Source organism: Pseudomonas sp. Irchel 3A5, assembly GCF_900187575.1.
In the GTDB taxonomy this organism is placed as follows: domain Bacteria; phylum Pseudomonadota; class Gammaproteobacteria; order Pseudomonadales; family Pseudomonadaceae; genus Aquipseudomonas; species Aquipseudomonas folii.
Map to the genome: position 1 here is coordinate 155,476 of NZ_FYDU01000008.1, position 24,407 is coordinate 179,882.

31 protein-coding genes are annotated in these 24,407 nt (G+C 57.0%); 11 read left to right on the forward strand and 20 right to left on the reverse strand.

The window, feature by feature from the left end:
- Positions 1 to 208: 208 nt before the first annotated feature.
- The 10 genes from hisC to CKW31_RS15150 form a co-directional block, all read right to left on the reverse strand.
- Positions 209 to 1,261: a histidinol-phosphate transaminase gene (gene hisC, locus CKW31_RS15105; protein ID WP_095096416.1), complete on the reverse strand. Its 1,053-nt coding sequence runs from the start codon at positions 1,259 to 1,261 to the stop codon at positions 209 to 211.
- 2 nt (positions 1,262 to 1,263) lie between these two features.
- Positions 1,264 to 2,592: a histidinol dehydrogenase gene (gene hisD, locus CKW31_RS15110; RefSeq protein ID WP_095096419.1), complete on the reverse strand. Its 1,329-nt coding sequence runs from the start codon at positions 2,590 to 2,592 to the stop codon at positions 1,264 to 1,266.
- A gap of 125 nt (positions 2,593 to 2,717) precedes the next feature.
- Positions 2,718 to 3,353: an ATP phosphoribosyltransferase gene (hisG, locus tag CKW31_RS15115; RefSeq protein ID WP_027897828.1), complete on the reverse strand. Its 636-nt coding sequence runs from the start codon at positions 3,351 to 3,353 to the stop codon at positions 2,718 to 2,720.
- Between the two features lie 173 nt (positions 3,354 to 3,526).
- Positions 3,527 to 4,792 (reverse strand): UDP-N-acetylglucosamine 1-carboxyvinyltransferase, encoded by a 1,266-nt coding sequence (murA, locus tag CKW31_RS15120; RefSeq protein ID WP_095096422.1) that lies wholly within the window; start codon positions 4,790 to 4,792, stop codon positions 3,527 to 3,529.
- Positions 4,793 to 4,814: 22 nt separating this feature from the next.
- Positions 4,815 to 5,054: a BolA family protein gene (locus CKW31_RS15125; protein WP_027897830.1), complete on the reverse strand. Its 240-nt coding sequence runs from the start codon at positions 5,052 to 5,054 to the stop codon at positions 4,815 to 4,817.
- A 112-nt stretch (positions 5,055 to 5,166) separates the two neighbouring features.
- Positions 5,167 to 5,472 (reverse strand): lipid asymmetry maintenance protein MlaB, encoded by a 306-nt coding sequence (locus CKW31_RS15130; protein WP_095096425.1) that lies wholly within the window; start codon positions 5,470 to 5,472, stop codon positions 5,167 to 5,169.
- Entirely contained in the window at positions 5,469 to 6,113 is a 645-nt protein-coding gene (locus CKW31_RS15135) for a phospholipid-binding protein MlaC (protein ID WP_095096427.1), read from the reverse strand. The genes CKW31_RS15130 and CKW31_RS15135 overlap by 4 nt, the downstream gene beginning before the upstream one ends.
- Positions 6,114 to 6,124: 11 nt before the next feature.
- Complete coding sequence (gene mlaD / locus CKW31_RS15140; RefSeq protein WP_027897833.1) at positions 6,125 to 6,592, reverse strand: outer membrane lipid asymmetry maintenance protein MlaD; 468 nt, start codon at positions 6,590 to 6,592, stop codon at positions 6,125 to 6,127.
- Positions 6,592 to 7,389 carry a lipid asymmetry maintenance ABC transporter permease subunit MlaE gene (gene mlaE, locus CKW31_RS15145; RefSeq protein ID WP_027897834.1) on the reverse strand — a complete coding sequence of 266 codons (798 nt, stop codon included), beginning with the start codon at positions 7,387 to 7,389 and terminating at the stop codon, positions 6,592 to 6,594. The genes mlaD and mlaE overlap by 1 nt, the downstream gene beginning before the upstream one ends.
- Complete coding sequence (locus CKW31_RS15150; protein ID WP_095096431.1) at positions 7,389 to 8,198, reverse strand: ATP-binding cassette domain-containing protein; 810 nt, start codon at positions 8,196 to 8,198, stop codon at positions 7,389 to 7,391. Before CKW31_RS15150 ends, mlaE begins: the two co-directional genes overlap by 1 nt.
- A gap of 287 nt (positions 8,199 to 8,485) precedes the next feature.
- Between CKW31_RS15150 and CKW31_RS15155 the strand changes: the two genes are divergently transcribed.
- The 10 genes from CKW31_RS15155 (at position 8,486) to CKW31_RS15200 (ending at position 15,587) form a co-directional block, all read left to right on the forward strand.
- Complete coding sequence (locus CKW31_RS15155; protein ID WP_095096434.1) at positions 8,486 to 9,460, forward strand: KpsF/GutQ family sugar-phosphate isomerase; 975 nt, start codon at positions 8,486 to 8,488, stop codon at positions 9,458 to 9,460.
- Positions 9,461 to 9,473: 13 nt separating this feature from the next.
- Positions 9,474 to 9,998 (forward strand): HAD family hydrolase, encoded by a 525-nt coding sequence (locus CKW31_RS15160; RefSeq protein ID WP_027897837.1) that lies wholly within the window; start codon positions 9,474 to 9,476, stop codon positions 9,996 to 9,998.
- A gap of 13 nt (positions 9,999 to 10,011) precedes the next feature.
- Positions 10,012 to 10,584: an LPS export ABC transporter periplasmic protein LptC gene (gene lptC, locus CKW31_RS15165; RefSeq protein ID WP_095096436.1), complete on the forward strand. Its 573-nt coding sequence runs from the start codon at positions 10,012 to 10,014 to the stop codon at positions 10,582 to 10,584.
- Positions 10,571 to 11,116 (forward strand): lipopolysaccharide transport periplasmic protein LptA, encoded by a 546-nt coding sequence (lptA, locus tag CKW31_RS15170; protein WP_027897839.1) that lies wholly within the window; start codon positions 10,571 to 10,573, stop codon positions 11,114 to 11,116. Before lptC ends, lptA begins: the two co-directional genes overlap by 14 nt.
- Complete coding sequence (gene lptB, locus CKW31_RS15175) at positions 11,117 to 11,842, forward strand: LPS export ABC transporter ATP-binding protein (RefSeq protein WP_027897840.1); 726 nt, start codon at positions 11,117 to 11,119, stop codon at positions 11,840 to 11,842.
- A gap of 185 nt (positions 11,843 to 12,027) precedes the next feature.
- Entirely contained in the window at positions 12,028 to 13,521 is a 1,494-nt protein-coding gene (locus CKW31_RS15180) for an RNA polymerase factor sigma-54 (protein WP_095096439.1), read from the forward strand.
- Between the two features lie 130 nt (positions 13,522 to 13,651).
- Positions 13,652 to 13,960: a ribosome hibernation-promoting factor, HPF/YfiA family gene (hpf, locus tag CKW31_RS15185; protein ID WP_027897842.1), complete on the forward strand. Its 309-nt coding sequence runs from the start codon at positions 13,652 to 13,654 to the stop codon at positions 13,958 to 13,960.
- A gap of 13 nt (positions 13,961 to 13,973) precedes the next feature.
- Positions 13,974 to 14,438 (forward strand): PTS IIA-like nitrogen regulatory protein PtsN, encoded by a 465-nt coding sequence (gene ptsN / locus CKW31_RS15190; RefSeq protein ID WP_095096903.1) that lies wholly within the window; start codon positions 13,974 to 13,976, stop codon positions 14,436 to 14,438.
- Between the two features lie 2 nt (positions 14,439 to 14,440).
- The gene (gene rapZ, locus CKW31_RS15195) at positions 14,441 to 15,298 is read left to right on the forward strand and encodes an RNase adapter RapZ (protein WP_095096441.1); all 858 of its coding nucleotides are present in this window, start codon (positions 14,441 to 14,443) and stop codon (positions 15,296 to 15,298) included.
- Positions 15,299 to 15,314: 16 nt separating this feature from the next.
- A complete protein-coding gene (locus tag CKW31_RS15200; RefSeq protein WP_095096444.1) occupies positions 15,315 to 15,587 on the forward strand; it encodes an HPr family phosphocarrier protein in 273 nt (90 codons plus the stop codon).
- A 23-nt stretch (positions 15,588 to 15,610) separates the two neighbouring features.
- On the opposite strand, the gene CKW31_RS15205 is transcribed toward CKW31_RS15200, so the two are convergent.
- The 9 genes from CKW31_RS15205 to pmbA all read right to left on the reverse strand — a co-directional run bounded on the left by CKW31_RS15205 (position 15,611) and on the right by pmbA (position 22,244).
- Positions 15,611 to 15,916, reverse strand: coding sequence for an XRE family transcriptional regulator (locus tag CKW31_RS15205; RefSeq protein WP_087264895.1), 306 nt, complete (start codon positions 15,914 to 15,916; stop codon positions 15,611 to 15,613).
- Complete coding sequence (locus CKW31_RS15210; protein WP_095096447.1) at positions 15,909 to 16,274, reverse strand: type II toxin-antitoxin system RelE/ParE family toxin; 366 nt, start codon at positions 16,272 to 16,274, stop codon at positions 15,909 to 15,911. Before CKW31_RS15210 ends, CKW31_RS15205 begins: the two co-directional genes overlap by 8 nt.
- A gap of 178 nt (positions 16,275 to 16,452) precedes the next feature.
- Positions 16,453 to 16,797, reverse strand: coding sequence for a zinc ribbon domain-containing protein YjdM (locus tag CKW31_RS15215; RefSeq protein ID WP_095096450.1), 345 nt, complete (start codon positions 16,795 to 16,797; stop codon positions 16,453 to 16,455).
- An 88-nt stretch (positions 16,798 to 16,885) separates the two neighbouring features.
- On the reverse strand, positions 16,886 to 17,770 hold the full coding sequence (locus CKW31_RS15220; RefSeq protein WP_095096453.1) for a ZIP family metal transporter: 885 nt from the start codon (positions 17,768 to 17,770) through the stop codon (positions 16,886 to 16,888).
- A 29-nt stretch (positions 17,771 to 17,799) separates the two neighbouring features.
- A complete protein-coding gene (locus CKW31_RS15225) occupies positions 17,800 to 18,411 on the reverse strand; it encodes a superoxide dismutase (protein ID WP_095096456.1) in 612 nt (203 codons plus the stop codon).
- A 1-nt stretch (position 18,412) separates the two neighbouring features.
- Positions 18,413 to 18,874 carry a hypothetical protein gene (locus tag CKW31_RS15230; RefSeq protein WP_095096459.1) on the reverse strand — a complete coding sequence of 154 codons (462 nt, stop codon included), beginning with the start codon at positions 18,872 to 18,874 and terminating at the stop codon, positions 18,413 to 18,415.
- Between the two features lie 30 nt (positions 18,875 to 18,904).
- Positions 18,905 to 20,281 carry an aspartate ammonia-lyase gene (locus tag CKW31_RS15235; protein ID WP_095096462.1) on the reverse strand — a complete coding sequence of 459 codons (1,377 nt, stop codon included), beginning with the start codon at positions 20,279 to 20,281 and terminating at the stop codon, positions 18,905 to 18,907.
- Positions 20,274 to 20,672, reverse strand: coding sequence for a FagA protein (locus CKW31_RS15240; protein ID WP_095096465.1), 399 nt, complete (start codon positions 20,670 to 20,672; stop codon positions 20,274 to 20,276). Before CKW31_RS15240 ends, CKW31_RS15235 begins: the two co-directional genes overlap by 8 nt.
- A gap of 225 nt (positions 20,673 to 20,897) precedes the next feature.
- Positions 20,898 to 22,244, reverse strand: coding sequence for a metalloprotease PmbA (gene pmbA, locus CKW31_RS15245; RefSeq protein ID WP_095096467.1), 1,347 nt, complete (start codon positions 22,242 to 22,244; stop codon positions 20,898 to 20,900).
- A 107-nt stretch (positions 22,245 to 22,351) separates the two neighbouring features.
- Here pmbA and yjgA point away from each other — a divergent pair, with 107 nt between their 5' ends.
- Complete coding sequence (yjgA, locus tag CKW31_RS15250; protein ID WP_095096470.1) at positions 22,352 to 22,873, forward strand: ribosome biogenesis factor YjgA; 522 nt, start codon at positions 22,352 to 22,354, stop codon at positions 22,871 to 22,873.
- A gap of 92 nt (positions 22,874 to 22,965) precedes the next feature.
- Here the strand turns inward: yjgA and tldD are convergent, their stop codons facing one another.
- Positions 22,966 to 24,405 carry a metalloprotease TldD gene (gene tldD, locus CKW31_RS15255; protein WP_095096471.1) on the reverse strand — a complete coding sequence of 480 codons (1,440 nt, stop codon included), beginning with the start codon at positions 24,403 to 24,405 and terminating at the stop codon, positions 22,966 to 22,968.
- Positions 24,406 to 24,407: the final 2 nt, after the last annotated feature.

Below are 24,407 nucleotides of genomic sequence, written 5' to 3' on the forward strand. Positions count from 1 at the left end.
CGAGGCGGCCTTATCGCGGGCAAGCCTCGCTCCCACAGAGTTCACTGATGACGTGGGACCGGCTTCAGCCGGGAAGAGGCAGTGACAGACATTGGATTTTTATCTGCAGAAATATCGCCTTCCCGGCTAAAGCCGGTCCCACGTCGTCAATCAGCTTGCAGGCAAACATAGAATCTCCCACAGGTGTGGCGATACCGCGATGGAGTTCTTACAACCCCGCCAACCCATCCAGCAACGCTTGATTCTGCTCCGGCGTGCCAATGCTGATGCGCAGGAACTGAGCAATACGCTCCTGTTTGAAGTGCCGAACGATCACACCCTGCTCCCGCAGCTTCGCCGCGATGCCTGCCGCGTCATGTTGCGGGTGGCGTGCAAAGATGAAGTTGGCCGCAGACGGCAACACTTCAAAACCAAGGGTTTGCAGCTCAGCGGTTAATGCTTCACGACTGGAGATCACCGCATTACGGGTGAAATCAAAGTGCTCGCGATCCTCGAAGGCGGCAGCAGCACCGACAATTGCCAGACGATCCAGAGGATAGGAGTTGAAGCTGTTCTTGACCCGCTCAAGCGCCTCGATCAGATCAGGATGCCCAATCGCCAGACCAACCCGCAAACCCGCCAGCGAGCGGGACTTGGACAACGTCTGCGTCACCAGCAGGTTCGGATAACGCTCCACCAGCGAAATCGCCGTCTCGCCACCGAAATCGATATAGGCCTCATCCACCACAACCACTGAGTCGGGGCTCGCCTTGAGCATCTGCTCGACAGCATCAAGCGCCACTACGCAACCGGTTGGAGCGTTAGGGTTCGGGAAGATGATCCCGCCGTTAGGCCTGGCGTAATCCGACACACGAATCTGGAACTGCTCATCCAGTTCGATAGCGTCGAACTCAATGCCGTACAGGCCACAGTAGACCGGATAAAAGCTGTAGCTGATGTCCGGAAACAGCAAAGGCTTGCCGTGCTGGAAAAACGCATTGAACACGTGAGCCAGCACTTCATCGGAGCCATTGCCCAAAAACACGTGGCTGGTCTGCACGCCGTAATAGGTAGCCACTGCCTGCTTTAGCAGGTCGCTGTTAGGGTCTGGATAAAGACGCAGGTCATCAGTCAGCTCGGCACGCATCGCTGCCAACGCTTTTGGCGAAGGGCCGTAAGGATTTTCATTGGTGTTGAGCTTGACCAGCTTGGTCAGCTTGGGCTGCTCACCTGGCACATAAGGCACCAGGCTGTTGACGAAAGGACTCCAGAATTTACTCATGCTCAGTTCCCCTGCCCTTCGCTGTCGATGATGCGGTACTCGGCGCTGCGGGCGTGTGCAGTCAATGATTCGCCACGCGCCAGTACCGATGCGGTCTTGCCAAGTTCGGACGCACCTTGCTGCGAGCAGTAGATGATCGACGAACGCTTCTGGAAATCGTAAACACCCAGCGGCGATGAAAAGCGCGCTGTGCCGGAAGTTGGCAACACGTGGTTTGGACCGGCGCAGTAGTCGCCCAGCGCCTCGGAAGTGTGACGCCCCATGAAGATCGCACCCGCGTGACGAATCTGCGGCAACCAGGCTTCCGGATCTGCCACCGACAACTCAAGGTGCTCCGGAGCAATACGGTTGGCGACTTCTATGGCCTGCTGCATATCAGCGACCTTGATCAACGCGCCGCGACCATTGATCGACTTGTCGATGATGTCCGCACGCTCAAGAGTCGGCATCAATTTGGCAATGCTTGCCGCTACCTGATCCAGAAAGGCTGCATCCGGACTTACCAGAATGGCCTGGGCATCTTCGTCGTGCTCGGCCTGAGAGAACAGGTCCATGGCAATCCAGTCCGGATCTGTCTGACCGTCGCACACCACGAGGATCTCGGAAGGACCGGCGATCATGTCGATCCCGACCTGACCAAAGACATGACGCTTGGCCGTGGCGACGTAGATGTTGCCCGGACCGACGACCTTGTCGACACGCGGCACGCTTTCAGTGCCATAAGCCAGCGCCGCCACTGCCTGGGCACCGCCAATAGTAAACACGCGATCAACCCCGGCAATACAGGCCGCAGCCAATACCAGCTCGTTGATTTCCCCACGCGGGGTCGGCACTACCATGACGACTTCAGCAACACCCGCAACCTTGGCAGGAATAGCGTTCATCAACACCGACGAGGGATACGACGCCTTGCCACCAGGCACATAAAGACCAGCGCGATCCAGGGGCGTGACCTTCTGACCAAGGACCGTGCCGTCGGCCTCGGTGTAGGTCCAGGAATCCTGCTTCTGCTTTTCGTGGTAAATGCGTACACGATCCGCGGCTTTTTCCAACGCTGCGCGCTGGGCCGGAGTGATACGGGTGAGTGCCAGCTCAAGACGCTCGCGAGGCAGAATCAGATCAGCCATGGAGCCAACCTGCAAACCGTCGAAGCGCTCGGTAAATTCCACCAGTGCGGCATCCCCCCGCTCACGCACGGCTTTGATAATGTCGAGAACACGCTGGTTGACCGAATCGTCAGACACACTTTCCCAGCTCAGCAGATGATCCAGATGATGTGCGAAATCCGGGTCAGCAGCATTGAGTCGGCGAATTGCAGTCGGTGCGGTCATAGCGAGAGCCTCATAGGAATGGCAAAAACTCAGGCGCCCTAAATTAGCAGTCGTTCCGCTTGGGCACCTGAGAATTCTGGCTATGAGGCGGATAGACGGGCGCAACTCAACGTTGCGCGGGTAAGTCAGCCGCGGTGTCGCGATTCCACTGCATTGCGCAGGGTATCGATGAGCGACTGAATACGGGCGTGTTGCATTTTCATGGAAGCCTTGTTGACCACCAGACGGGAACTGATCGTCGCGATCAGCTCCTGAGGCTCTAGACCGTTGGCCCGCAGCGTGTTGCCGGTGTCGACAACATCAATGATCTTGTCAGCCAGACCAATCAGTGGTGCCAGCTCCATGGAGCCGTACAGTTTGATGATGTCGACCTGACGGCCTTGCTCGGCGTAGTAGCGCTTGGCAACGTTGACGAACTTGGTTGCCACGCGCAGACGGCCTTTAGGCTCGGGAGCGCCAATCGCGCCTGCTGTCATCAGACGGCACTTGGCAATCTGCAGGTCCAACGGCTCATAAAGGCCCTGGCCGGTGTATTCCATCAGCACATCTTTACCGGCAACACCAAGATCAGCAGCGCCATGCTCGACGTAGGTCGGCACATCGGTAGCACGCACGATCAACAGACGCACATCGGCCTGGGTCGTGGGGATGATCAGCTTGCGGCTCTTGTCCGGATTCTCGGTCGGCACAATGCCTGCTTCTGCAAGAAGCGGCAGCGTGTCATCAAGAATGCGGCCCTTGGACAGTGCGATGGTCAACATGGGAAACGTCAGTCCTTATCAGGAAGCTTTTGCCCGGACGCAATCGACGCCGGGCAAACCCTCGTGCCGCATAAAAACGGGCACAAGGTGAAACGAATCAGAATTCACACGCCGAAGCGTGCGAGACCGACACCCGAAGCCACTGCTGGCTCGGGCATCAGGTCATACGGCTGCTAGCCCGGAACGCGACGAATCTTCGCGCCCAGCATCTGCAGTTTCTCTTCGATGCACTCGTAACCGCGATCTATGTGGTAGATGCGGTCGATCAGCGTATCGCCCTGGGCAACCAGTGCCGAGATAACCAGGCTGGCCGATGCACGAAGATCGGTGGCCATGACTGGCGCGCCTTTGAGCACTTCGGTACCGGTCACGATGGCCGTGTTGCCTTCAACCTGGATCTGCGCGCCCATGCGGTGCATTTCGTACACGTGCATGAAACGGTTTTCGAAGATGGTCTCGATCACCGCACCCGTGCCTTCAGCAATGGCGTTGAGCGAAATGAACTGCGCCTGCATGTCAGTCGGAAACGCAGGATACGGAGCGGTACGCACGTTGACGGCTTTAGGACGCTTGCCGTGCATGTTCAGCTCGATCCAGTCGACACCGCTGGTGACTTCAGCGCCTGCTTCCTGGAGCTTGAGCAATACAGCTTCGAGGATGGTCGGATCGGTGTCCTTGACCTTGACGCGACCGCCGGTTGCAGCAGCAGCGACCAGATAAGTGCCGGTCTCGATGCGGTCTGGCATGACTTTGTAAGTCGCCGAGTGCAGACGCTTCACGCCATCAATAGTGATGGTGTCAGTACCCGCGCCATGAATCTTCGCGCCCATGGCAATCAGGAAGTTGGCCAGGTCAACGACTTCGGGTTCACGGGCGGCGTTCTGCAGAACGCTGCGGCCGTTGGCCAGACTCGCGGCCATCATGATGTTCTCGGTACCGGTCACGCTGACGGTATCAAAGAAGAAGTTGGCACCGCGCAGGCCGCCTTCAGGGGCCTTGGCTTTGATGTAGCCGCCCTCGACGTCAATGATCGCGCCCATGGCTTCGAGGCCACGGATGTGCAGATCCACTGGACGCGAACCAATGGCGCAACCACCTGGCAACGCAACTTCTGCTTCGCCGAAACGGGCGACCATAGGGCCGAGCACCAGAATCGAGGCGCGCATGGTCTTCACCAACTCGTACGGAGCAATCAGCGTCTTGATCGTGCGCGGATCGATTTCCACGCTGAGTTTTTCGTCGATCACCGGCTCAATGCCCATGCGACCGAAGAGCTCGATCATGGTGGTGATGTCGTGCAAGTGCGGCAGGTTCTGGACGGTTACCGGGCCATCGGCCAACAGGGTAGCGGCCAGAATCGGCAGGGCAGAGTTTTTCGCCCCGGAAATGCGGATTTCGCCATCAAGACGAACCCCGCCAGTAATAATCAATTTATCCATTAGAGTCTCGACGCCAAGTGGCTCAGGTGCGCTCGGCCCACGCAGCGCGGCTGAAAAATTTCATGGTGACCGCGTGGATGCTGCCATCGGCAATCCAGGGGTTCAAATGCGTGTAGATCTGCTGCTGACGCTTGACCGGGCTCAGCGTAGCCAACTCGTCATTGATCACGTTCAGCTGGAAGTTGCAGCCTTCGCCTTCAACTTCGACCTGTACCTCGGGCAGCTTCCCTTCAAGGAAGCTCTTAACTTCTACGGCGTGCATGCAAAACCTCGATTGGCGACCTACGCGCGCGGGTCGGCCATCATACAAAAAAGCCCACTCAATGCGAACCCCGCAACGCAGGACCCGGACGAGGGGCTTCCATAAAGGGCAATCAATGAGCGTTAAGCAGTTCAGTCAACTCGGACACCTGGGCGATCTTGCGCATGTCTTCCGGCATCGAGCGAATGCTTACATCCTTGCCAGCGTCCCGCGCATCACGCATGAACGCCAGCAGCAAGGCGAGGCCAACGCTGCTGGACTTCTCGACACCCGCGCAGTCCAGAACAACGGTGGACAACTCACTGGACTTAATCAGTGCAGCCCCCTGCTTGCGCAAGGCCGGGCCGGTCGAATAGTCGAGCGTGCCGATTAACTGCAGCTCGCCCGGTGCCACGAGCTTGACGGCTGACTCGGTCATTGCGGAGCCGCTTCAGGCGCTTTCTCTTTAGCCTTGGCAACTTCACCCGCCCAGTTGTTGATCGTCTGGTCGAGGTTATTGCCGTTACGCTGCATTGCATCGGCGAATTGATCGCGGAACAGCTTGCCGATGTTAATGCCATTGATGATCACGTTACGTACCTTCCACTCCCCGCTAATCTTGACGAGCGTGTAGGAGACTGGATAGACCGCGCCGTTGGTGCCCTTGACCTGCATTTCAACGCTGGTGCGATCGGCACCTTCAGGTTTTTCAGGGGAGACGATGATGCCCTGATTGTTGTACTCAAGCAGTGCGTTGCCGTAGAACTGCATCAGGCTGCGCTTGAAGTTTTCCTGGAAACGCTGAATTTGCTCTGGGGAGGCGCTGCGCGAGTACTTCACGGTCATGATGCTTTTGGAAATGCCATCGGCATCTACCACCGGACCGACAATGCGGTTCAACGCATCGTAAAAAGCGCCCGGATTGGTTTTGTACTGCTCTTTGTTGGCTGCCAGATCACTCAGCAATTCCTTGGTGGTGCGATCCACCAGATCATGAGCGGACGGTGTGGCGGCGGCATTCCCCAGCATTGGTAACAATGCCAGCAACACCAACAGACCACGGCGCACGATAGAGATCATGTAAAAGCTCCTCATTTAGCGTCTTTACTCACGGTATTGAGCAGGAATTTTCCGATAAGGTCTTCCAGCACAAGCGACGACTGCGTGTCATGAATGGTACTGCCATCCTTCAGCAACCCGTCGTCACCACCTACGCTGATACCCACATATTTCTCACCGAGCAAGCCAGCGGTCAAAATCGATGCAGTGGAATCGAGAGGCAGGTTATTCACCTTTTTCTGGACTTCCATGGTCACCCGACCTGTGAAGGTATCGCGATCAAGATCGATCGCCGTGACCTTGCCAATTGTGACGCCAGCCATGCTCACCTTGGCTCTGACAGTCAAACCGGCAATATTGTCGAAATTTGCATAAAGTTTATAAGTATCAGTGCTGGCACTGGAGCTAAGACCGCTGACGCGCAGGGCAAGCAGGAGCAAAGCCAGAATCCCGGCCAGCAGGAACAGGCCTACACCTGTTTCGATGGTGCGGTTTTGCATCAGAAATCTCCAAACATCAAGGCGGTCAGAATAAAGTCCAGGCCCAGCACGGCCAGGGAGGCATACACGACTGTTTTCGTCGTGGCACGACTGATCCCCTCCGAGGTGGGTTCACAGTCATAACCCTGGAAAACGGCGATCCAGGTCACAACGAACGCAAATACGACGCTCTTGATGACTCCGTTAATCACATCATCAACGAAAGAAACGCTGTTCTGCATGTTCGACCAGAAAGAGCCTTCATAGACTCCCAGCCAGTCAATCGCTACCCAGGACCCTCCCCAGATACCCACTACGCTGAAGATCATGGCCAGCAGCGGCAGGGAAATGAACCCGGCCCAAAGACGTGGCGCAACGATGTACTTGAGCGGGTCGACGCCGATCATTTCCAGACTGGACAACTGCTCGGTGGATTTCATGTTGCCGATCTCGGCGGTCAATGCCGAACCTGCACGACCAGCAAACAGAAGCGCAGTAACCACTGGCCCAAGTTCTCGCAGAAGTGTCAGGGCAACCATTTGCCCGACGGCCTGCTCCGAACCGTACTTGGTCAGAATGCTGAAACCCTGCAGCGACAGCACCATGCCGATGAACATGCCCGACACGACAATAATCGCCAGCGACATGACCCCAACCGAATAGAGCTGCCTGACCAGCAACTGAAAACTACCGCCAATCGAGCTGCGCCCCAGCAAGGCGTGAACCAGGAAAATCGCCGAACGCCCGAGCACAGCCAGGATATCGATTGCGGCACGCCCGAGAAGGCGTACTCGCTCCATTAATGACTTCTTGCGCATCAGCGCTTCCCCAAAAGATCTTCGCGGTAATCCGGCGCCGGATAATGAAACGGCACCGGGCCATCCGGGTTGCCGGTCATGAATTGACGAATGCGGGGGTTGTCCGAGCCCATCAGTTCCTCGGGTGTCCCCTGCCCCAACACCTGACCGTCGCCAACAAGGTAGAGGTAGTCAGCAATACTCGCCGTTTCGTCCAGATCATGAGAGACCACAACACTGGTGATACCGAGCGCATCATTGAGCAGCTTGATCAGACGAACCAGCACACCCATCGCAATCGGGTCTTGCCCCACAAATGGTTCGTCATACATGAGAATCTGGGGGTCGAGGGCGATCGCCCGAGCCAGCGCCACGCGACGCTTCATGCCACCTGACAGCTCGTCGGGCATCAGATCGATGGCACCACGCAGCCCCACCGCCTGCAACTTGAGCAGGACAATGTCACGAATCATTTCTTCCGGCAGCTCGGTGTGGACCCGCAACGGGAAGGCAACGTTCTCGAACACATCCAGGTCAGTGAACAGTGCTCCGCTCTGGAACAACACGCCCATGTGCTTGCGCGCATCGAACAGATCGCTGCGCGACAAGGCGGGCAGGTTCTGCCCGTTGACCCACACTTCGCCCGCAGAAGGTCGCAACTGGGCACCCATCAACCGCAGCAAAGTAGTTTTGCCGCTGCCAGAAGGCCCCATGATGCCGGTGACTTTGCCGCGGGGAATACGAATATCAACATTATCGAAAATGCTGCGCGTACCGCGCCTGAAGGAAACGCCCTTCAGCTCGATCGCGTAGGCGTTATCGGCGCTCATCTAAACTCCTTGCGATGCAGCCTCACGTTCAGCTGCCGAGTCCCTGGCGGGAGACATGCTGTCTCGGTGGGCGGAACAGCGGCGAACTATACCACCGCAATAAGGCCCCGCCAAAGGGCGAAGACGATCAATCAATATCGCTATACACAATTTGCGACACTTCCTACAAACGAGCTCTACCAATCGCTACACAGAACGATTAAACGCAAAGCTTGACGATCAGACGTGAGGGAATCGCGCATTACCGCTATAATCGCCGCCTTTTAACCGGCCGACCGATTTTTCACATGAATCAATCCAGCGACCTGATCCAGTCAGCACAACGCACCATCCGCCTCGAAATCGAAGCTGTGGAGGGTTTGTTAGCGCATATCAACGCAGATTTCATCGAGGCCTGCGAGATGATTCTCGCGAGCAAAGGACGCGTTGTCGTGGTGGGCATGGGTAAATCAGGACATATCGGAAAAAAAATCGCTGCTACTCTGGCGAGCACCGGCACCACCTCGTTTTTTGTTCACCCTGCCGAAGCCAGTCATGGCGACATGGGCATGATCACCTGCGATGACATCATCCTCGCCCTGTCAAATTCGGGAACAACGGCTGAAATCGTCACCTTGCTGCCCCTGATCAAACGTCTCGGCATCAAGATGATCAGTCTGACGGGCAACCCGTGTTCAACCCTGGCTGAAGCAGCCGACGTCAATCTGAGTGCCCGCGTAGAGCATGAAGCCTGCCCGCTGAATCTGGCTCCGACCTCTTCGACGACTGCGGCACTGGTCATGGGCGACGCCCTGGCAGTAGCGCTACTGGAAGCCCGGGGCTTCACGGCTGAAGACTTCGCTTTTTCGCATCCGGGTGGCGCGCTGGGCAGACGCTTGCTGCTCAAGGTCGAGCACGTCATGCACGTCGGCGAACAACTGCCGAAAGTACAGCGTGGCACCCTGCTCCGCGACGCACTGATGGAAATGACCCGCAAGGGCCTGGGCATGACGGCGGTTATCGAGACTGATGGACGACTGGCCGGGATATTCACTGACGGCGATCTGCGCCGCACTCTGGATCGTCCGATTGATATTCGCCTGGCGACTATTGATGACGTGATGACCGTTCACGGCAAGACGGCCCGCCCTGAGATGCTTGCAGCTGAAGCATTGAAAATCATGGAAGACAACAAGATCGGCTCACTCATCGTCGTTGACGAAAATGATCATCCGGTCGGAGCTTTCAACCTGCAGGACCTGTTGCGCGCAGGCGTCATGTAATGGAGATGTGCAAATGACTACCGATCTGCTGCAACGCGGTAAAAATATCAAACTGGCCATCTTCGACGTCGACGGCGTACTGACCGACGGTCGCCTGTATTTCCTTGAAGACGGTAGCGAATTCAAGACTTTCAACACTCTGGACGGCCAAGGCATTAAAATGCTGATCGCCTCGGGCGTGGCAACGGCCATTATCAGCGGCCGCAAGACGCCGGTCGTTGAACGCCGTGCCAAGAATCTCGGCATTGAGCATCTTTATCAGGGCCGCGAAGACAAGCTTGTGGTTCTCGACGAACTGCTCGGCCAGCTCGGCCTGAATTACGAACAGGTCGCCTATCTGGGTGATGATCTGCCAGACTTGCCAGTCATCCGGCGTGTCGGTCTTGGCATGGCGGTGGCCAATGCAGCAACTTTTGTCCGGCAACATGCCCACGGCATTACCCAGGCACGCGGCGGCGAAGGCGCAGCTCGCGAGTTCTGTGAATTGATCATGAGCGCTCAAGGCAGCCTTGAAGCCGCCCACGCAGCCTACTTATAGACAGAAGCCATTTATGCTTAGCAAAAGAATTCGAACGTTTCTGATCCTCGGCGTGCTGGCATTTTTGCTGGCAGCCGCAGGTTATTGGAACATCAGCCCGGAAAGCTTCATGGAGCAACCGGCTGCAACGGTGGACGAAAGCGCCATCGATTTTTACGCAATCAATGCGCATAGCGTGCAGTATTTGCCGGATGGCAAGTTGCAGTACGAAATGACAGCAGACAAGGTCGAGCACATCAAGGCCACCGATGTAACAATGCTCACCACGCCAGACTTGCAGATGTACCGTGGCACCCTCTTTCCCTGGCATATCCAGAGCAAAACGGGTGAGGTTTCCCCTGGTGGCGAGCAAGTCGAACTGATTGACTCGGTTCGCGTAGCACGAACAGACGAAAAAAAACGTACGACCATTATCACCAGCAGTCGAATGACCGTATTCCCGCAGAAGCAATATGCGCAGACCGAGCAAGCCGTTAGAATCGACGGCGCGGGCGGTGTGACTACGGCCAAGGGAATGAAAGCGTATTTGAACGACAGCAGGATGGACCTGCTATCTAATGTAAGAGGACAGTATGAGGCTCGTTAAAACCCTTCCTTTTTTGCTTGGCCTGGGTGCAGCACTGGGAAGCGCGAGCGCCTGGTCCCTGCCGACTGATCGCGATCAGCCGATCCACATTCAGTCCGACGACGCACAACTCGACGACAAGAAAGGCGTTGCCACCTATAAAGGCAACGTAATCATCACCCAGGGCTCGATGAAGATCACCGGTAATACCGTGACCATCACACGTAATGCCCAAGGTGAAGTCGATGTGTTCACATCGGTCGGCAACCTCGCGTACTACGAGCAGAAGCCGTCTGTAGACAAGCCTATCGTTCAAGCCTACGCGATCACTATCCAGTACTACGCTGCGCAGGATCGTATCGTTCTGATCGACAAGGCCAAGGTCATCAACGATGGCAACACGTCCGAAGGCGAGAAGATCGTTTATGACACGGTCAAACAGATCGTCAGCGCTGGTCGTGCCAATGGCGGCAGCAAGGTGACAACACCACGCCCGCGTATTGACATGGTTATCCAGCCGAAAAAGAAAACCGACCAGCAGAAGGCCCAGTAAATGGCGACGCTGAAAGCCCAGCATTTGGCTAAGAGCTACAAGGGCCGTCAGGTCGTTCGCGATGTGAGCCTGTCCATCGAAAGTGGTCAGATCGTAGGATTGCTAGGGCCTAACGGCGCTGGCAAGACCACCTGCTTCTACATGATTGTCGGCCTGGTTCAGGCTGATCAAGGGCGAGTGCTGATCGACGACCTGGATGTCAGCCACCAGCCCATGCACGGCCGCGCACGCGCAGGTATTGGCTATCTGCCTCAGGAAGCCTCGATCTTTCGCAAGCTGTCGGTAGCCGACAACATCATGGCGATTCTCGAAACTCGCCAGGAGCTGGACCGTGACGGACGCCGCAAGGAGCTGGAAAGCCTGCTGCAGGAATTTCACATCACTCATATCCGCGACAATATGGGCATGAGCCTGTCCGGTGGTGAGCGCCGCCGGGTGGAAATCGCACGCGCACTTGCTACCTCACCGAAATTCATCCTGCTCGACGAACCGTTCGCAGGCGTGGACCCGATTTCCGTAGGCGATATCAAACAGATCATCCACCATCTGAAAGCCAAGGGCATCGGCGTATTGATCACCGATCACAACGTCCGTGAAACCCTGGACATCTGTGAAACCGCCTACATCGTCAACGACGGGCAGTTGATTGCCGAAGGCGATTCGGAAACCATTCTCGCAAATCAGCTGGTGAAAGAGGTTTACCTCGGCCACGAGTTCCGCCTGTAAAAAGAACTGTGGTGCCCGGCTTTCAAGGCGGGCAGGACTGGGCCTTGGTGCTGATGGTTATTAAATGCCAGCACGCTCTAGTCAAACACTTCAGTTTCAGGCATATAATTTGCTTATGTACGCGCCCAGGCGCTCGGTAGTGGATGGCGCATGTGCGCCGGCGAATAAGGTGTTAAGCCCCAGCCATGAAACCATCGCTAGTCTTGAGAATGGGCCAGCAGCTGACGATGACGCCGCAGCTGCAACAGGCCATCCGCTTACTCCAATTGTCGACACTGGACCTCCAGCAGGAGATCCAGGAGGCACTGGAGTCGAACCCTATGCTGGAACGCCAGGAAGAAGGCGACGATTTCGACAACGCCGACCCATTGGCTGACAACATCGAGCAGAAACCTAATCCTGATGTCCAGGAGCCGACTTATCAGGAGTCCGCTCCTACTGTGGACAATCTGGAAGAAGGCGACTGGAGCGAGCGCATCCCCAACGAGCTGCCGGTCGATACCGCGTGGGAAGACGTCTATCAAACCAGCGCCAGCAGCCTGCCCAGCAATGATGATGACGAGTGGGACTTCACCACTCGTACCTCTGCCGGTGAGAGCCTGCAAAGCCATTTACTCTGGCAGTTGAACCTGGCGCCGATGTCCGACACCGACCGCCTGATTGCCGTGACCCTGATCGATTGCATCAATAACCAGGGCTATCTGGACGAGACTCTGGAAGAGATTCTCGACGCCTTCGATCCCGAGCTTGATATCGAGCTCGACGAGATTGAAGCCGTGCTGCACCGCATTCAGCAGTTTGAGCCCGCCGGTATCGGCGCGCGCAACCTGAGCGAATGCCTGCTCCTGCAATTGCGTCAGCTCCCGGCAAAAACCCGTTGGCTCAGCGAAGCACAGCGACTGGTCAGTGACTACATCGACCTGCTGGGCAGCCGCGACTACTCGCAGCTCATGCGCCGCATGAAGCTCAAGGAAGATGAACTGCGGCAGGTCATCGAGCTGGTGCAAAGCCTCAACCCTCGCCCCGGTTCGCAAATCGAATCCACCGAAGCTGAATACGTGGTGCCTGACGTCATCGTGCGCAAGGACAACGAACGCTGGCTGGTTGAGCTCAATCAGGAATCAGTCCCGCGCTTGCGCGTGAATCCGCAGTACGCCGGTTTTGTCCGCCGCGCCGATACCAGCGCCGATAACACGTTCATGCGCAATCAGCTGCAAGAAGCACGCTGGTTCATCAAAAGCCTGCAAAGTCGTAATGAAACCCTCATGAAAGTGGCAACGCAGATCGTCGAGCATCAGCGCGGCTTCCTTGAGTACGGCGATGAGGCGATGAAACCACTGGTCCTGCATGACATCGCAGAGGCCGTAGGCATGCACGAGTCGACCATTTCTCGTGTAACCACTCAGAAATTCATGCATACCCCCCGTGGTATTTACGAGTTGAAATATTTCTTCTCGAGCCATGTAAGCACCTCCGAAGGCGGTGAATGTTCGTCCACAGCCATTCGCGCGATCATCAAAAAACTGGTTGCAGCGGAAAATCAGAAAAAGCCGTTGAGTGACAGCAAGATCGCTGGTTTACTGGAGGCACAAGGCATTCAAGTAGCCCGTCGCACAGTAGCCAAATACCGCGAATCACTTGGCATTGCGCCGTCTAGTGAACGCAAGCGACTGATGTGACGAGAGGTACAGTAGTAACCGCCCGAGCACTGGCCCGAATCGGTTCTACGCAACCCGGTTGCTAGCCACAGCGTTCCAGTGGCAGGCAAAAGCCTGCCTCTTTATGCACTGGCAATAAGGAGAAAGCGGTATGCAAGTCAACATCAGTGGACATCAACTGGATGTGACCGACGCCCTACGCGACTACATCACCGAAAAACTCGGCAGACTGGAGCGCCACTTCGACAAGATCACTAATGTGCAGGTCATCATGGAGGTCGAGAAGCTTAAACAGAAAATCGAAGCCACCCTGCACATCCCCGGCTCAAAGGTCGTCGCCAATGCGGAACATGATGACATGTACGCGGCAATCGACCTTTTGACCGACAAGCTGGATAGACAACTGCTCAAGCATAAGGAAAAGCAGCTCAGCCTCCTTCAGGGTGCAACGGCTCGCTGATACCCCCAAAAACATGATCCGATTAGAAAATATCCTGACCCCCGGCCGTTCACTCGTGAACGTGCCGGGCGGCAGCAAGAAAAAAGTCCTCGAACAGATTGCCAACCTGATCGGCAGAGAAGTGCCTGATCTGGACTCGCAAGTCGTGTTCGAGAGCCTTGTCGCCCGTGAAAAACTTGGCTCTACCGGCTTTGGTAATGGCATCGCCATTCCGCACTGTCGTTTGAAGGGATGTGAATCACCCATCAGCGCATTGCTGCACCTGAACGCTCCTGTAGATTTCGACGCTATCGATGGCGCCCCCGTTGACTTGCTGTTTGTCCTGCTGGTCCCGGAAGCGGCTACCGATGCACACCTGGAATTGCTGCGCCAGATCGCCAGCATGCTCGACCGCAAAGAAGTGCGTGAACGCCTGCGTAGTGCCGCGAGCAACGAAGCCCTTTATCAGGTAGTACTGGACGAGCAAAACAGGCATTAATCATGCGCATGATCATTGTGAGCGGTCGCTCGGGCTCCGGCAAAAGCACCGCGCTGGATGTCCTGGAAGACAGCGGCTTCTACTGCGTTGATAACCTTCCGGCCGGTCTGCTCCCGGAACTCGCCGAACGCGCGCTGATCAATACCGAGCTGGCCGAACCGTTGCTGGCCGTCTCCATTGATGCACGCAACCTCCCCAGTCACCTGACGCGCTTCCCGCAGATGCTGGAAGAGGTTCGTTCACGCAACATCCAGTGCGATGTGCTGTACCTGGATGCGGATGAATCGACCCTCTTCAAACGCTTCTCGGAAACCCGTCGTCGCCACCCTCTGAGCAACGCCAACCGCTCGCTGGCCGAGGCCATTCGGGACGAGACTACGTTGCTGGGGCCGATCATTGATCTGGCAGACCTGAAGATCAATACCACCCACCTGAACCTCTACCAGCTGCGCGACACGCTTAAGCTTCGCCTGCTGAACAAGCCGGAGCCAGGTACGGCCTTCCTGATCGAGTCTTTCGGATTCAAGCGCGGCATGCCCGTGGACGCCGACCTGGTATTCGATGTGCGCTGCCTGCCAAACCCTTATTGGAAACCTGAACTGCGAGAGAAATCAGGAAAGGACCAGCCCGTTATCGACTACCTTGCTGCACAGCCTGATGTGGAGGAGATGTTTCAGGACATCTTCACGTATCTCAACAAGTGGCTGCCGCGCTTCGCTGCCAGCAACCGCTCGTATGTCACCATTGCCATTGGCTGCACCGGGGGCCACCACCGCTCGGTGTACCTGACCGAGCGCCTGGGTCAGGTCCTGCAACAATCCCTCAAAAACGTTCAGGTTCGCCACCGCGACTTAAGCTGAAAGGACTTCCCCTGCGATGCCCGCTCTTCAAATCACCATTATCAACAAGCTGGGCCTGCATGCCCGCGCAGCCGCTAAATTCGTCGGAGTCGCCGGCAAGTTCCCCTGCCAGATCCGCGTTGGGCGTTCACCTGACAGCATGGTGGATGGCAAAAGCATTATGGCCGTGATGATGCTCGCCGCAGGCAAGGGCACGGATATTCACCTTTCCACCGAGGGCGACCAGGAGCAGGCAGCGCTGGAGGGTCTGGTTGAGTTGATCAATAACAAGTTTGATGAGGGGGAGTAATTGTAGAGCTCGGCGGAAAGCCTTCAACTCGCGAAATTTTCGATCTTGACCTGTCCATCAGGAAAAGTAGCAACGATCTCCAACTCTCCACCCATTGCGCGGATGTAATTGCGCAATGTACTGATGTACATGTCCGTGCGACGCTCCATTTTTGAAATAGCTGCCTGATTTACGTGCAACGTCTTGGCCAGAGTCGCCTGGCTCAACGCTTTTGCTTGCCGCAATTCGTGAAGCGGCATTTGCTCCAGGTGCTCTTGATACAACCGATCAGCAGCAGCAAGGGAATCAGGCGACATACGCGCTTGCAGCTCGGAGAATTTTTTAGCCATCTGTAAGGCCCTCTGTACGCAATGTTTCCAGGTGCTCGCGGTATAGACGTTCAGCTAAAGGCACATATTCATCGTACCAGCGGTCCTGTCCTGTCTTGTCCCCGCCGATCAGTAATACTGCACAGCGCCTGGGATCAAAGGCGTAAAGGATTCGATAAGGCCGGCCGGCATGCTGCACACGAAGCTCTCTCAAGCTACCAATCCGCGCCCCATTGATACCGCTGCAATGAGGGAACCGCAATGATGGGCCGAATTGCCCCAACAACCTGACGCTCGATTCGACGTTGGCCTGTTCGCCCTCAGTCAAACGCTCCCACCAGCAACCAAACTCATCTGTGTATTCAATTTCCCAATTCATGGAAGAACTATGAATGGGCGGAAATATAACCTCAACGGAATATATCAGCGAACGGCCGTAGAAGCCTCTTCAATTTGTGTAGGAATTGGCCACGCACACTGCTAACCCCCCAAAAAAAATCCGGCCCCATTCAGAGGCCGGATTCCTTAACCGCTCACGTTACTAATCAGCTGAAACCTTATCCCTTTTTCACAAACTCCGATTTCAGCTTCATCGCACCGATACCATCGATCTTGCAGTCGATATCGTGATCGCCATCCACCAGACGGATGTTCTTCACCTTGGTGCCGACTTTGACCACCAGCGACGAGCCTTTGACTTTGAGGTCTTTGATGACGGTCACGGTATCGCCGTCTTGCAGGGTGTTACCTACCGAGTCTTTGATGACTTTTACGTCTTCAGCAACTTCGGCACTGCCATTGGCAGACCACTCATGTGCGCATTCCGGGCAGATCAGCTGAGCGCCGTCTTCGTAGGTGTATTCGGAATTGCATTTCGGGCAGGCAGGTAAGCTCACGGACATTCTCGCGTCGAAGGGTAAAAACCATGGATTATAAGTGGTTTTAGACGTGCAGAGGTGGCGAATGTGCTATCGCCGCCCCGCTCGCTCTTCAAGCCAGTGCTGTATCCATCACCATCATCAAGCAGAATCCAGTGATCAAGCCGAGGCTTGCGACCTTGTCGTGACCGTTACGACGCGACTCCGGGATGATCTCTTGAGTCACTACCAACAACATGGCACCCGCAGCAAACGCCAGCCCTAGGGGCAACAACAATTCCGCAATAGCCACCAGCCAAGCGCACAGCAAGGCGAAAACCGGCTCAACCAGACCTGAGGCAGCACCGATCAGGAACGCCTTGAAGCGCGACATACCGGCCCCGGCCAACACCAATGCGATGACCAGCCCCTCGGGTACATCCTGAATCGCGATGCCCATGGCGAGACCGTCGGCGTCGGTTAAACCGCCGCCAGCGGACACACCAATAGCCATCCCTTCCGGGATGTTATGGGCAATGATCGCGATGACGAATAACCAGATCCGCGGAGCAATGGCAGGCAGTTCTTCACCGTTCAGGGGCGAGCCTTTAGAGACGATGTGATCAACCACGAACAAGCCGACAGCCCCGAGAAAAATGCCAAGGCTGACCAGCCCGCCAGACCCCCACGGGGAAAAACCGAGGTTTTCGGCCGCCGCGAGCCCAGGCACGATCAGCGAAAACGCTGTCGCCGCCAACATCACGCCGGCACCGAAGCCGAGCAAACCGTCGGACACCGATGCAGGCATGCCTCTGATGACCAACACCGGAACGGCACCTAATGCAGTGCCCAGAGCGCAAATCGCTCCGCCCTCAAGCGCCCGCATCAAGCGTGGCTCAAGATTCAGCCATTCAAGCGCGTGTGCAACCAGAAGCGCCATACCTGCCAACAGCAGAACCGTTCCCAGTGCCAGGCGGAACAACCGCCCACTGTTGACGGTGAGTATTTCCGTGCGCATAAACTGCCTTGGATCTGATTATCGGGAGATCAGACCAGAGCGGCCTGGTAACGCCGAGCGACTTCCGCCCAGTTGACGACGTTGTAAAACGCGTTGATGTATTCCGGGCGACGATTCTGGTAACGCAGGTAATACGCGTGTTCCCAGACGTCCAGCCCCAGAATTGGCGTATTGCCATTCATCAGCGGACTGTCCTGGTTACCGCTGCTCTCAACCACCAGCTTTTTCTCCGGGGTCACGCTCAGCCATGCCCAGCCACTGCCGAAACGAGTCAGCGCGGCCTTGGTGAAAGCATCCTTGAACTGCTCGAAGCCACCCAATTGCTCGTCAATGGCTTTCGCCAGTGCGCCATCGGGCAAGCCGCCCCCCGCTGGCGTCATCACATCCCAGAACAACGAGTGATTAGCGTGACCACCGCCTTGATTGATCACCGCCGGGCGCAGCTTCTCAGGCAACTGTGCGACAGCTGCCACCAGCTTCTCGATTGGCCACTCGGCCCACTCAGTGCCTTCAACCGCCGCATTCAGGTTGTTGATGTAAGTCTGGTGGTGCTTGCTGTAGTGAATCTCCATGGTCTGCGCATCAATGTGCGGTTCCAGGGCGTCGTAAGCGTATGGCAAGGCAGGCAAAGTAAACGGCATATCAATGTACTCCGTAGAAAAGGCCGGAAGTGGCTGAAGCATTCCGTTGTAATGACGAGCGCGAATGCTCGCCGCCACTGTTCAACAGGCGATGGGTGCGCGGGTATTCACCGTGCTCACTGATAAAATTCAGCAGCTCGGCGTAAGTTTTGCTGCTATGGCGCAACGCGGCCTGACGCAATGCTGGCGGCAGGCGATGCTCTTGCATGACCCGCAACAGGTGCTGATGGATCGCGCACAGGTACTCCGCGCTCTCCTCCGGCTGGCCCAGACTCAAATGCAGGTCGGCAAGGTTGTGGTGGGAAATGACGCAAGCGGCCACCGCTTCATCAGGGTTGGGCCAGCGCTCGAACAACACCTGAGCCAGCGCCAGCGCCTGCAAATACAACTCGCGGGCGTCAACCAGCTCACCGAGATTGAAACAGCGATTGGCTTTTTCGATTGTGCGTTTCCAATGCTCCATGGCGCGACTCCTCAAGCGATGGCCGACAGGTCAGATCCCGCCAGCAGTGAGTTTTTCCGGATCCAGCAGCGCTTCCAGTTGGCTGCGCTGCAGGTCGGTGTGTTCAAGGGCGACATCAATGATCGGACGCCCCTGCTTGTAGGCCGTCTTGGCAATTTCGGCGGCCTTCTGGTAACCGATGATCGGGTTCAGGGCTGTAACCAGAATCGGGTTGCGCGACAAGGCTTCCTTGAGCTTCGCTTCATTGACCTTGAAGGTCGCGATGGCCTTGTTGGCAAGCAATCGGCTGGAGTTGGCCAGCAGTTCGATGCTGCTCAGCAGGTTTTGCGCAATGATCGGCAGCATCACGTTCAACTCGAAGTTGCCTGATTGCCCGGCGACCGTGATCGCCGCGTCATTGCCAATGACCTGTGCCGCCACCATGGCCGTAGCTTCCGGGATCACGGGATTGACCTTGCCCGGCATGATCGACGAACCCGGCTGCAACGCTTCCAGTTCAATCTCACCCAGGCCAGCCAGTGGACCCGAGTTCATCCAGCGCAGGTCGTTGGCGATTTTCATCAGCGAAACCGCAGTACCCTTGAGCTGGCCGGACACAGCAACGGCAGTGTCCTGAGAGCCGATCAACGCGAACAAATCCTTGCCGGGCACAAAAGCCACGTTACTCAAGCGGCTCAAGTGACTGCTGAAACGCTTGGCAAATTCAGGGTGCGCGTTAATCCCGGTTCCCACAGCTGTGCCGCCCTGGGCCAGCGCTTGCAGACTTGGCAGCAAGGCCTGGAGATGTTCGATGTTGGCGCGAATCTGCTGAGCCCAGCCGTTGAGCACCTGACTCATGCGCACCGGCATAGCGTCCATCAGGTGCGTGCGGCCGGTCTTGATGAAGGGATGCACTTCATCGGCCTTGCGCTCGATCACGGCAACCAGATGGTTCAACGCGGGCAGTAACTGCTCATGCAATGCCAGTGCAGCGCTGACATGAATGGTGGTCGGGATGATGTCGTTGCTGCTCTGTCCGCAGTTCACGTGGTCATTGGCATTGACCTTGTCGCCCAATACGCGACTGGCGATGGTTGCAATGACTTCGTTGGCGTTCATGTTGGTGCTGGTGCCGGAACCGGTCTGGAACACATCTACCGGAAAGTGCGCCATGAAGTCGCCGCTCAACAATTCCTGGCAGGCGCTGACGATCGCCCCACTCTGCGCAGCCGTGATCTGCTCCAACTCGAGGTTGGCGTGCGCGGCGGCGGCCTTGGCGAGCAATAGCGCGCGAATGAATTGCGTTGGCATGCGCAGGTTACTGATAGGGAAGTTGTTTACCGCACGCTGGGTCTGAGCGCCATACAGGGCCTCGGCCGGGACCTGCAATTCGCCCATGCTGTCGCGTTCGATACGGGTATTACTCATCGGAATTTCCTTGCACCAGTTCAGTAGGAGAGATCGAGGGCTGCAGCAGACAGGTCGCCAACTGCCAGCTATAGGCCTGCCAGCGTTGTTGATCGGCCGCAGAGTTGATGAGGGCCTTGAGGTCGCGCAACGGACGCCAGGCCTGATCGACGCATAGACAGCGCCAATGCCAGGGCAGAACCGTATCGCGAGCGGTGTCGATGAGCAGCCGGAAGGAGGTTTCAGCGATCATTCGCTGAGGCGTAGCGGTGAAGCGCGCCAGATAACGGCCTTCGGCGAGGTAGTGATCAATCAGCCGGGGTTCGTCAGGCTCCAGGGCACAACGAATTCTGAAACTCATCCCGCGCCAGTTTTCCAGGTGCGCAGGAAGTGCGTGCAAGACAGGACCCATGACCACGGCTCATTCAGATAATGATATTCATTATTAAATGATATTGAGAATCAAAACAACCGTAGAGGATGAAGGGTTTTCGATAACGAGATGTGAAATGCATTGTGGGAGCGGTGCTTGACCGCGATAAGACTGGATGCGATCTGAAGTGAACCGCGTCCAGCCTTATCGCGAGCAAGCACCGCTCCCACAGAGACAGGGGTGGGAGGCGGACAAATTTTTGTATCAGCTACCGGCCACGGTCATCCGCTCGATCAGCACAGACCCCGTGCGGATGTTGCTACGCAGCTCAAGATCGCTACCGACGGCGACAATTTGCTTGAACATGTCACGCATGTTGCCGGCGATGGTCACTTCCTGTACCGCGAACTGGATTTCACCGTTCTCGACCCAGTAACCCGCTGCACCGCGCGAATAATCACCGGTCACCATGTTCAGGCCGCTGCCCATCAACTCGGTGACCAGCAGCCCGCGGCCCATGCGGCGGATCAGCGCTGCTTGGTCTTCCGTCCCGTGGGTGACGAACAGGTTGTGCACGCCGCCCGCGTTTGCAGTGCTAGGCAGGCCCAGTTTGCGGCCCGAGTAAGTACTGAGGATGTACGAGACCAATTCGCCGTTTTCGACGAATGGCTTGGCGTAAGTTGCCAGACCGTCGCCGTCGAACGCCGAACTGCCCATGGCACGCATCAAATGCGGACGTTCATCGATGGTCAGCCACTCAGGGAAGAGGCGCTGGCCGATGGAGCCTTCAAGGAAAGACGACTTGCGATACAGGTTGCCGCCCGAAATCGCTCCCAGGAAACTGCCGAACAGCCCACCCGCCAGCTCGGCGGAAAACAACACCGGGACTTCACACGTAGGGACCGGTCGCGCCCCAAGGCGGCTGGCTGCACGCTCGGCAGCTTTGCGACCGATGCTCTGCGGATCGGCCAGCAACTCACCCTGGCGACTGACGTCATACCAGTAATCACGCTGCATCTGGCCATCGCCTTCAGCAATCATCACGCAGCTCAGACTATGGCGAGTCGAGGCATAACCACCGATAAAGCCATGGCTGTTGCCATACACGCGGCAGCCCTGATGGGTATTGAGGGTCGTGCCGTCGGCATTTTTGATCCGGCTATCGGCATCAAAAGCTGCGGCTTCGCAGATCAACGCCTTCTCGATGGCTTGTTCCGGCGTGATATCCCAGGCGTGGAAAAGATCAAAATCCTGCTGTTCCCTGGCCATCAGCGCAGCATCAGCCAGGCCAGAGGCTTCATCTTCGGAAGTATGTTTAGCGATGGCCAATGCGGCAGCGACAGTTTCACGAATCGCATCAGCGCCGCTGGCCGACGTGCTGGCCGAGCCTTTACGCTGGCCTACGTACAAGGTAATGCCAAAACCCTGGTCGCGATTGAATTCGACGGTTTCCACTTCACGCTGCCGAACCGAGGTCGACAGGCCCTGCTCCAGCGACACAGCTACTTCGCAGGCACTGGCACCCTGACGCCTGGCTTCGGCAATGATTTGCTCGACTTGTTCCTGCAGTGCGGGCAAGGCCTGTGGGCCGACGCTTTGTGATGCACTCATGACTTTCTCCATCAAATTCTGCTTTCGGCACGAGCCGAATACCGAGTGGGCCGGACAAGAGGCCCCTGACTGGTTATCATGGCGGCGTTTATTTGCGGACTGCCCCCATGGTTGATTCTTACGACGACTCCCTCGACGGGGAGAAAAGCAAAACCCAGGTCAAACGCGAGCTGCATGCTCTGGTTGAACTTGGCGAGCGTCTTGTGTCGCTCAAACCTGATTTGCTGAACAAACTGCCTTTGACCGATCCGCTGCGCAGAGCCTTGGCCGATGCGCCCAAGCACACGGCTCATATCGCACGCAAACGGCATATTCAGTTCATCGGCAAGCTGATGCGCGATCAGGATCTGGACGCCATTCTGGTGCTTCTCGATCAACTCGATGCCTCTACTCGCCAATACAACGAACGTTTTCACGGCCTGGAACGCTGGCGTGATCGCCTGATCGCCGGTGATGACGGTGTCCTCGAAACGTTCGTTGCGGAGTATCCGGAAGCGGACCGTCAGCAACTGCGTTCCTTGATCCGTCAGGCCCAACATGAGCTGGCCCATAACAAGGCGCCTGCTTCGAGCCGGAAAATCTTCAAATACATCCGTGAGCTGGACGAGAAGCAACGCGGTCTGCGTTGATTCCCGCATCACACTACGGGACCGCCTTCTGTGGGACCGGCTTCAGCCGGGAATAAATCCCCAGTTGAAGACGGTCCCGCAGATTCAAATCATCAACCGCCCGTACCGCCTACCGTGATCGCATCGATCTTCAGGGTCGGCTGACCCACACCCACCGGAACCGACTGACCATCCTTGCCGCAGGTACCGACGCCGCTGTCCAGCGACAGATCGTTACCGACCATCGACACCTTGCTCATGGCTTCCGGCCCGTTACCGATCAACGTCGCACCTTTGACCGGCGCAGTAATTTTTCCGTCTTCGATCAAATACGCTTCGCTGGTGGAGAACACGAACTTGCCGCTGGTGATGTCTACCTGACCGCCACCCAGATTGGCGCAGTAGATGCCGCGCTTCACTGAAGCAATGATTTCCTGTGGATCGCTTTGACCACCCAGCATGTAAGTGTTGGTCATGCGCGGCATCGGCAGGTGCGCATAGGACTCACGACGACCGTTACCGGTACGCGCAACGCCCATCAGACGCGCATTGAGCTTGTCCTGCATGTAGCCTTTGAGCACACCGTTCTCGATCAGGGTCGTGCATTCGGTTGGCGTCCCTTCGTCATCAACGCTCAACGAGCCGCGACGACCGGCCAGGGTGCCGTCGTCGACGATGGTGCAGAGCTTTGAAGCAACCATCTCGCCCATGCGGCCACTGTAAGCCGAACTGCCTTTGCGGTTGAAATCACCTTCCAGGCCGTGACCAACCGCCTCGTGCAGCAAGACACCGGACCAACCGGAACCGAGCACCACAGGCAGCGTGCCCGCGGGAGCAGGAATCGCTTCGAGATTGACCAGCGCCTGACGCAACGCTTCACGGGCATAACCCATGGCGCGGTCCTCGCTGAGGAAATAACGGTAGTCGGTACGCCCGCCGCCGCCATGACCACCACGCTCGCGACGGCCGTTCTGCTCGACGATGACACTGACGTTGAAACGCACCAGCGGGCGCACATCGGCCGCCAGGCTGCCATCGGTGGAAGCCACTAGAATCCGCTCCCAAACGCCCGCCATGCTCACCGTAACCTGCTGAATGCGCGAGTCCAGTGCACGGGTGGCAACATCGACACGCTTGAGCAGTTCGACTTTCTCAGCGCGGGTCATCACTTCCAGCGGGTTATCCGGCGCATACAACTGGGCAACGTCCTGTGCAGTGAAAGCCTGCACGGTGCCGTTCTGACCGGCACGGGAAATCGAGCGGGCAGCGCGAGCCGCCGTGGTCAGGGCTTCGTGAGTGATGGCGTTGCTGTAGGCGAAACCGGTTTTCTCACCCGATTGGGCACGCACGCCGACACCTTGGTCGAGGTTGAAACTGCCCTCTTTGACGATGCCGTCTTCCAACGACCAGGACTCAGAAATCTGCCCCTGGAAATACAGGTCAGCGGCATCAATGCCCGGACCGGCCAGCTCGCCCAACACCGATTGCAGGCTGTCGAGGTTCAAGCCGCCGGGCGCCAGAAGGTGTTCGCTGACAGAGGACAAGTCGCTCATAT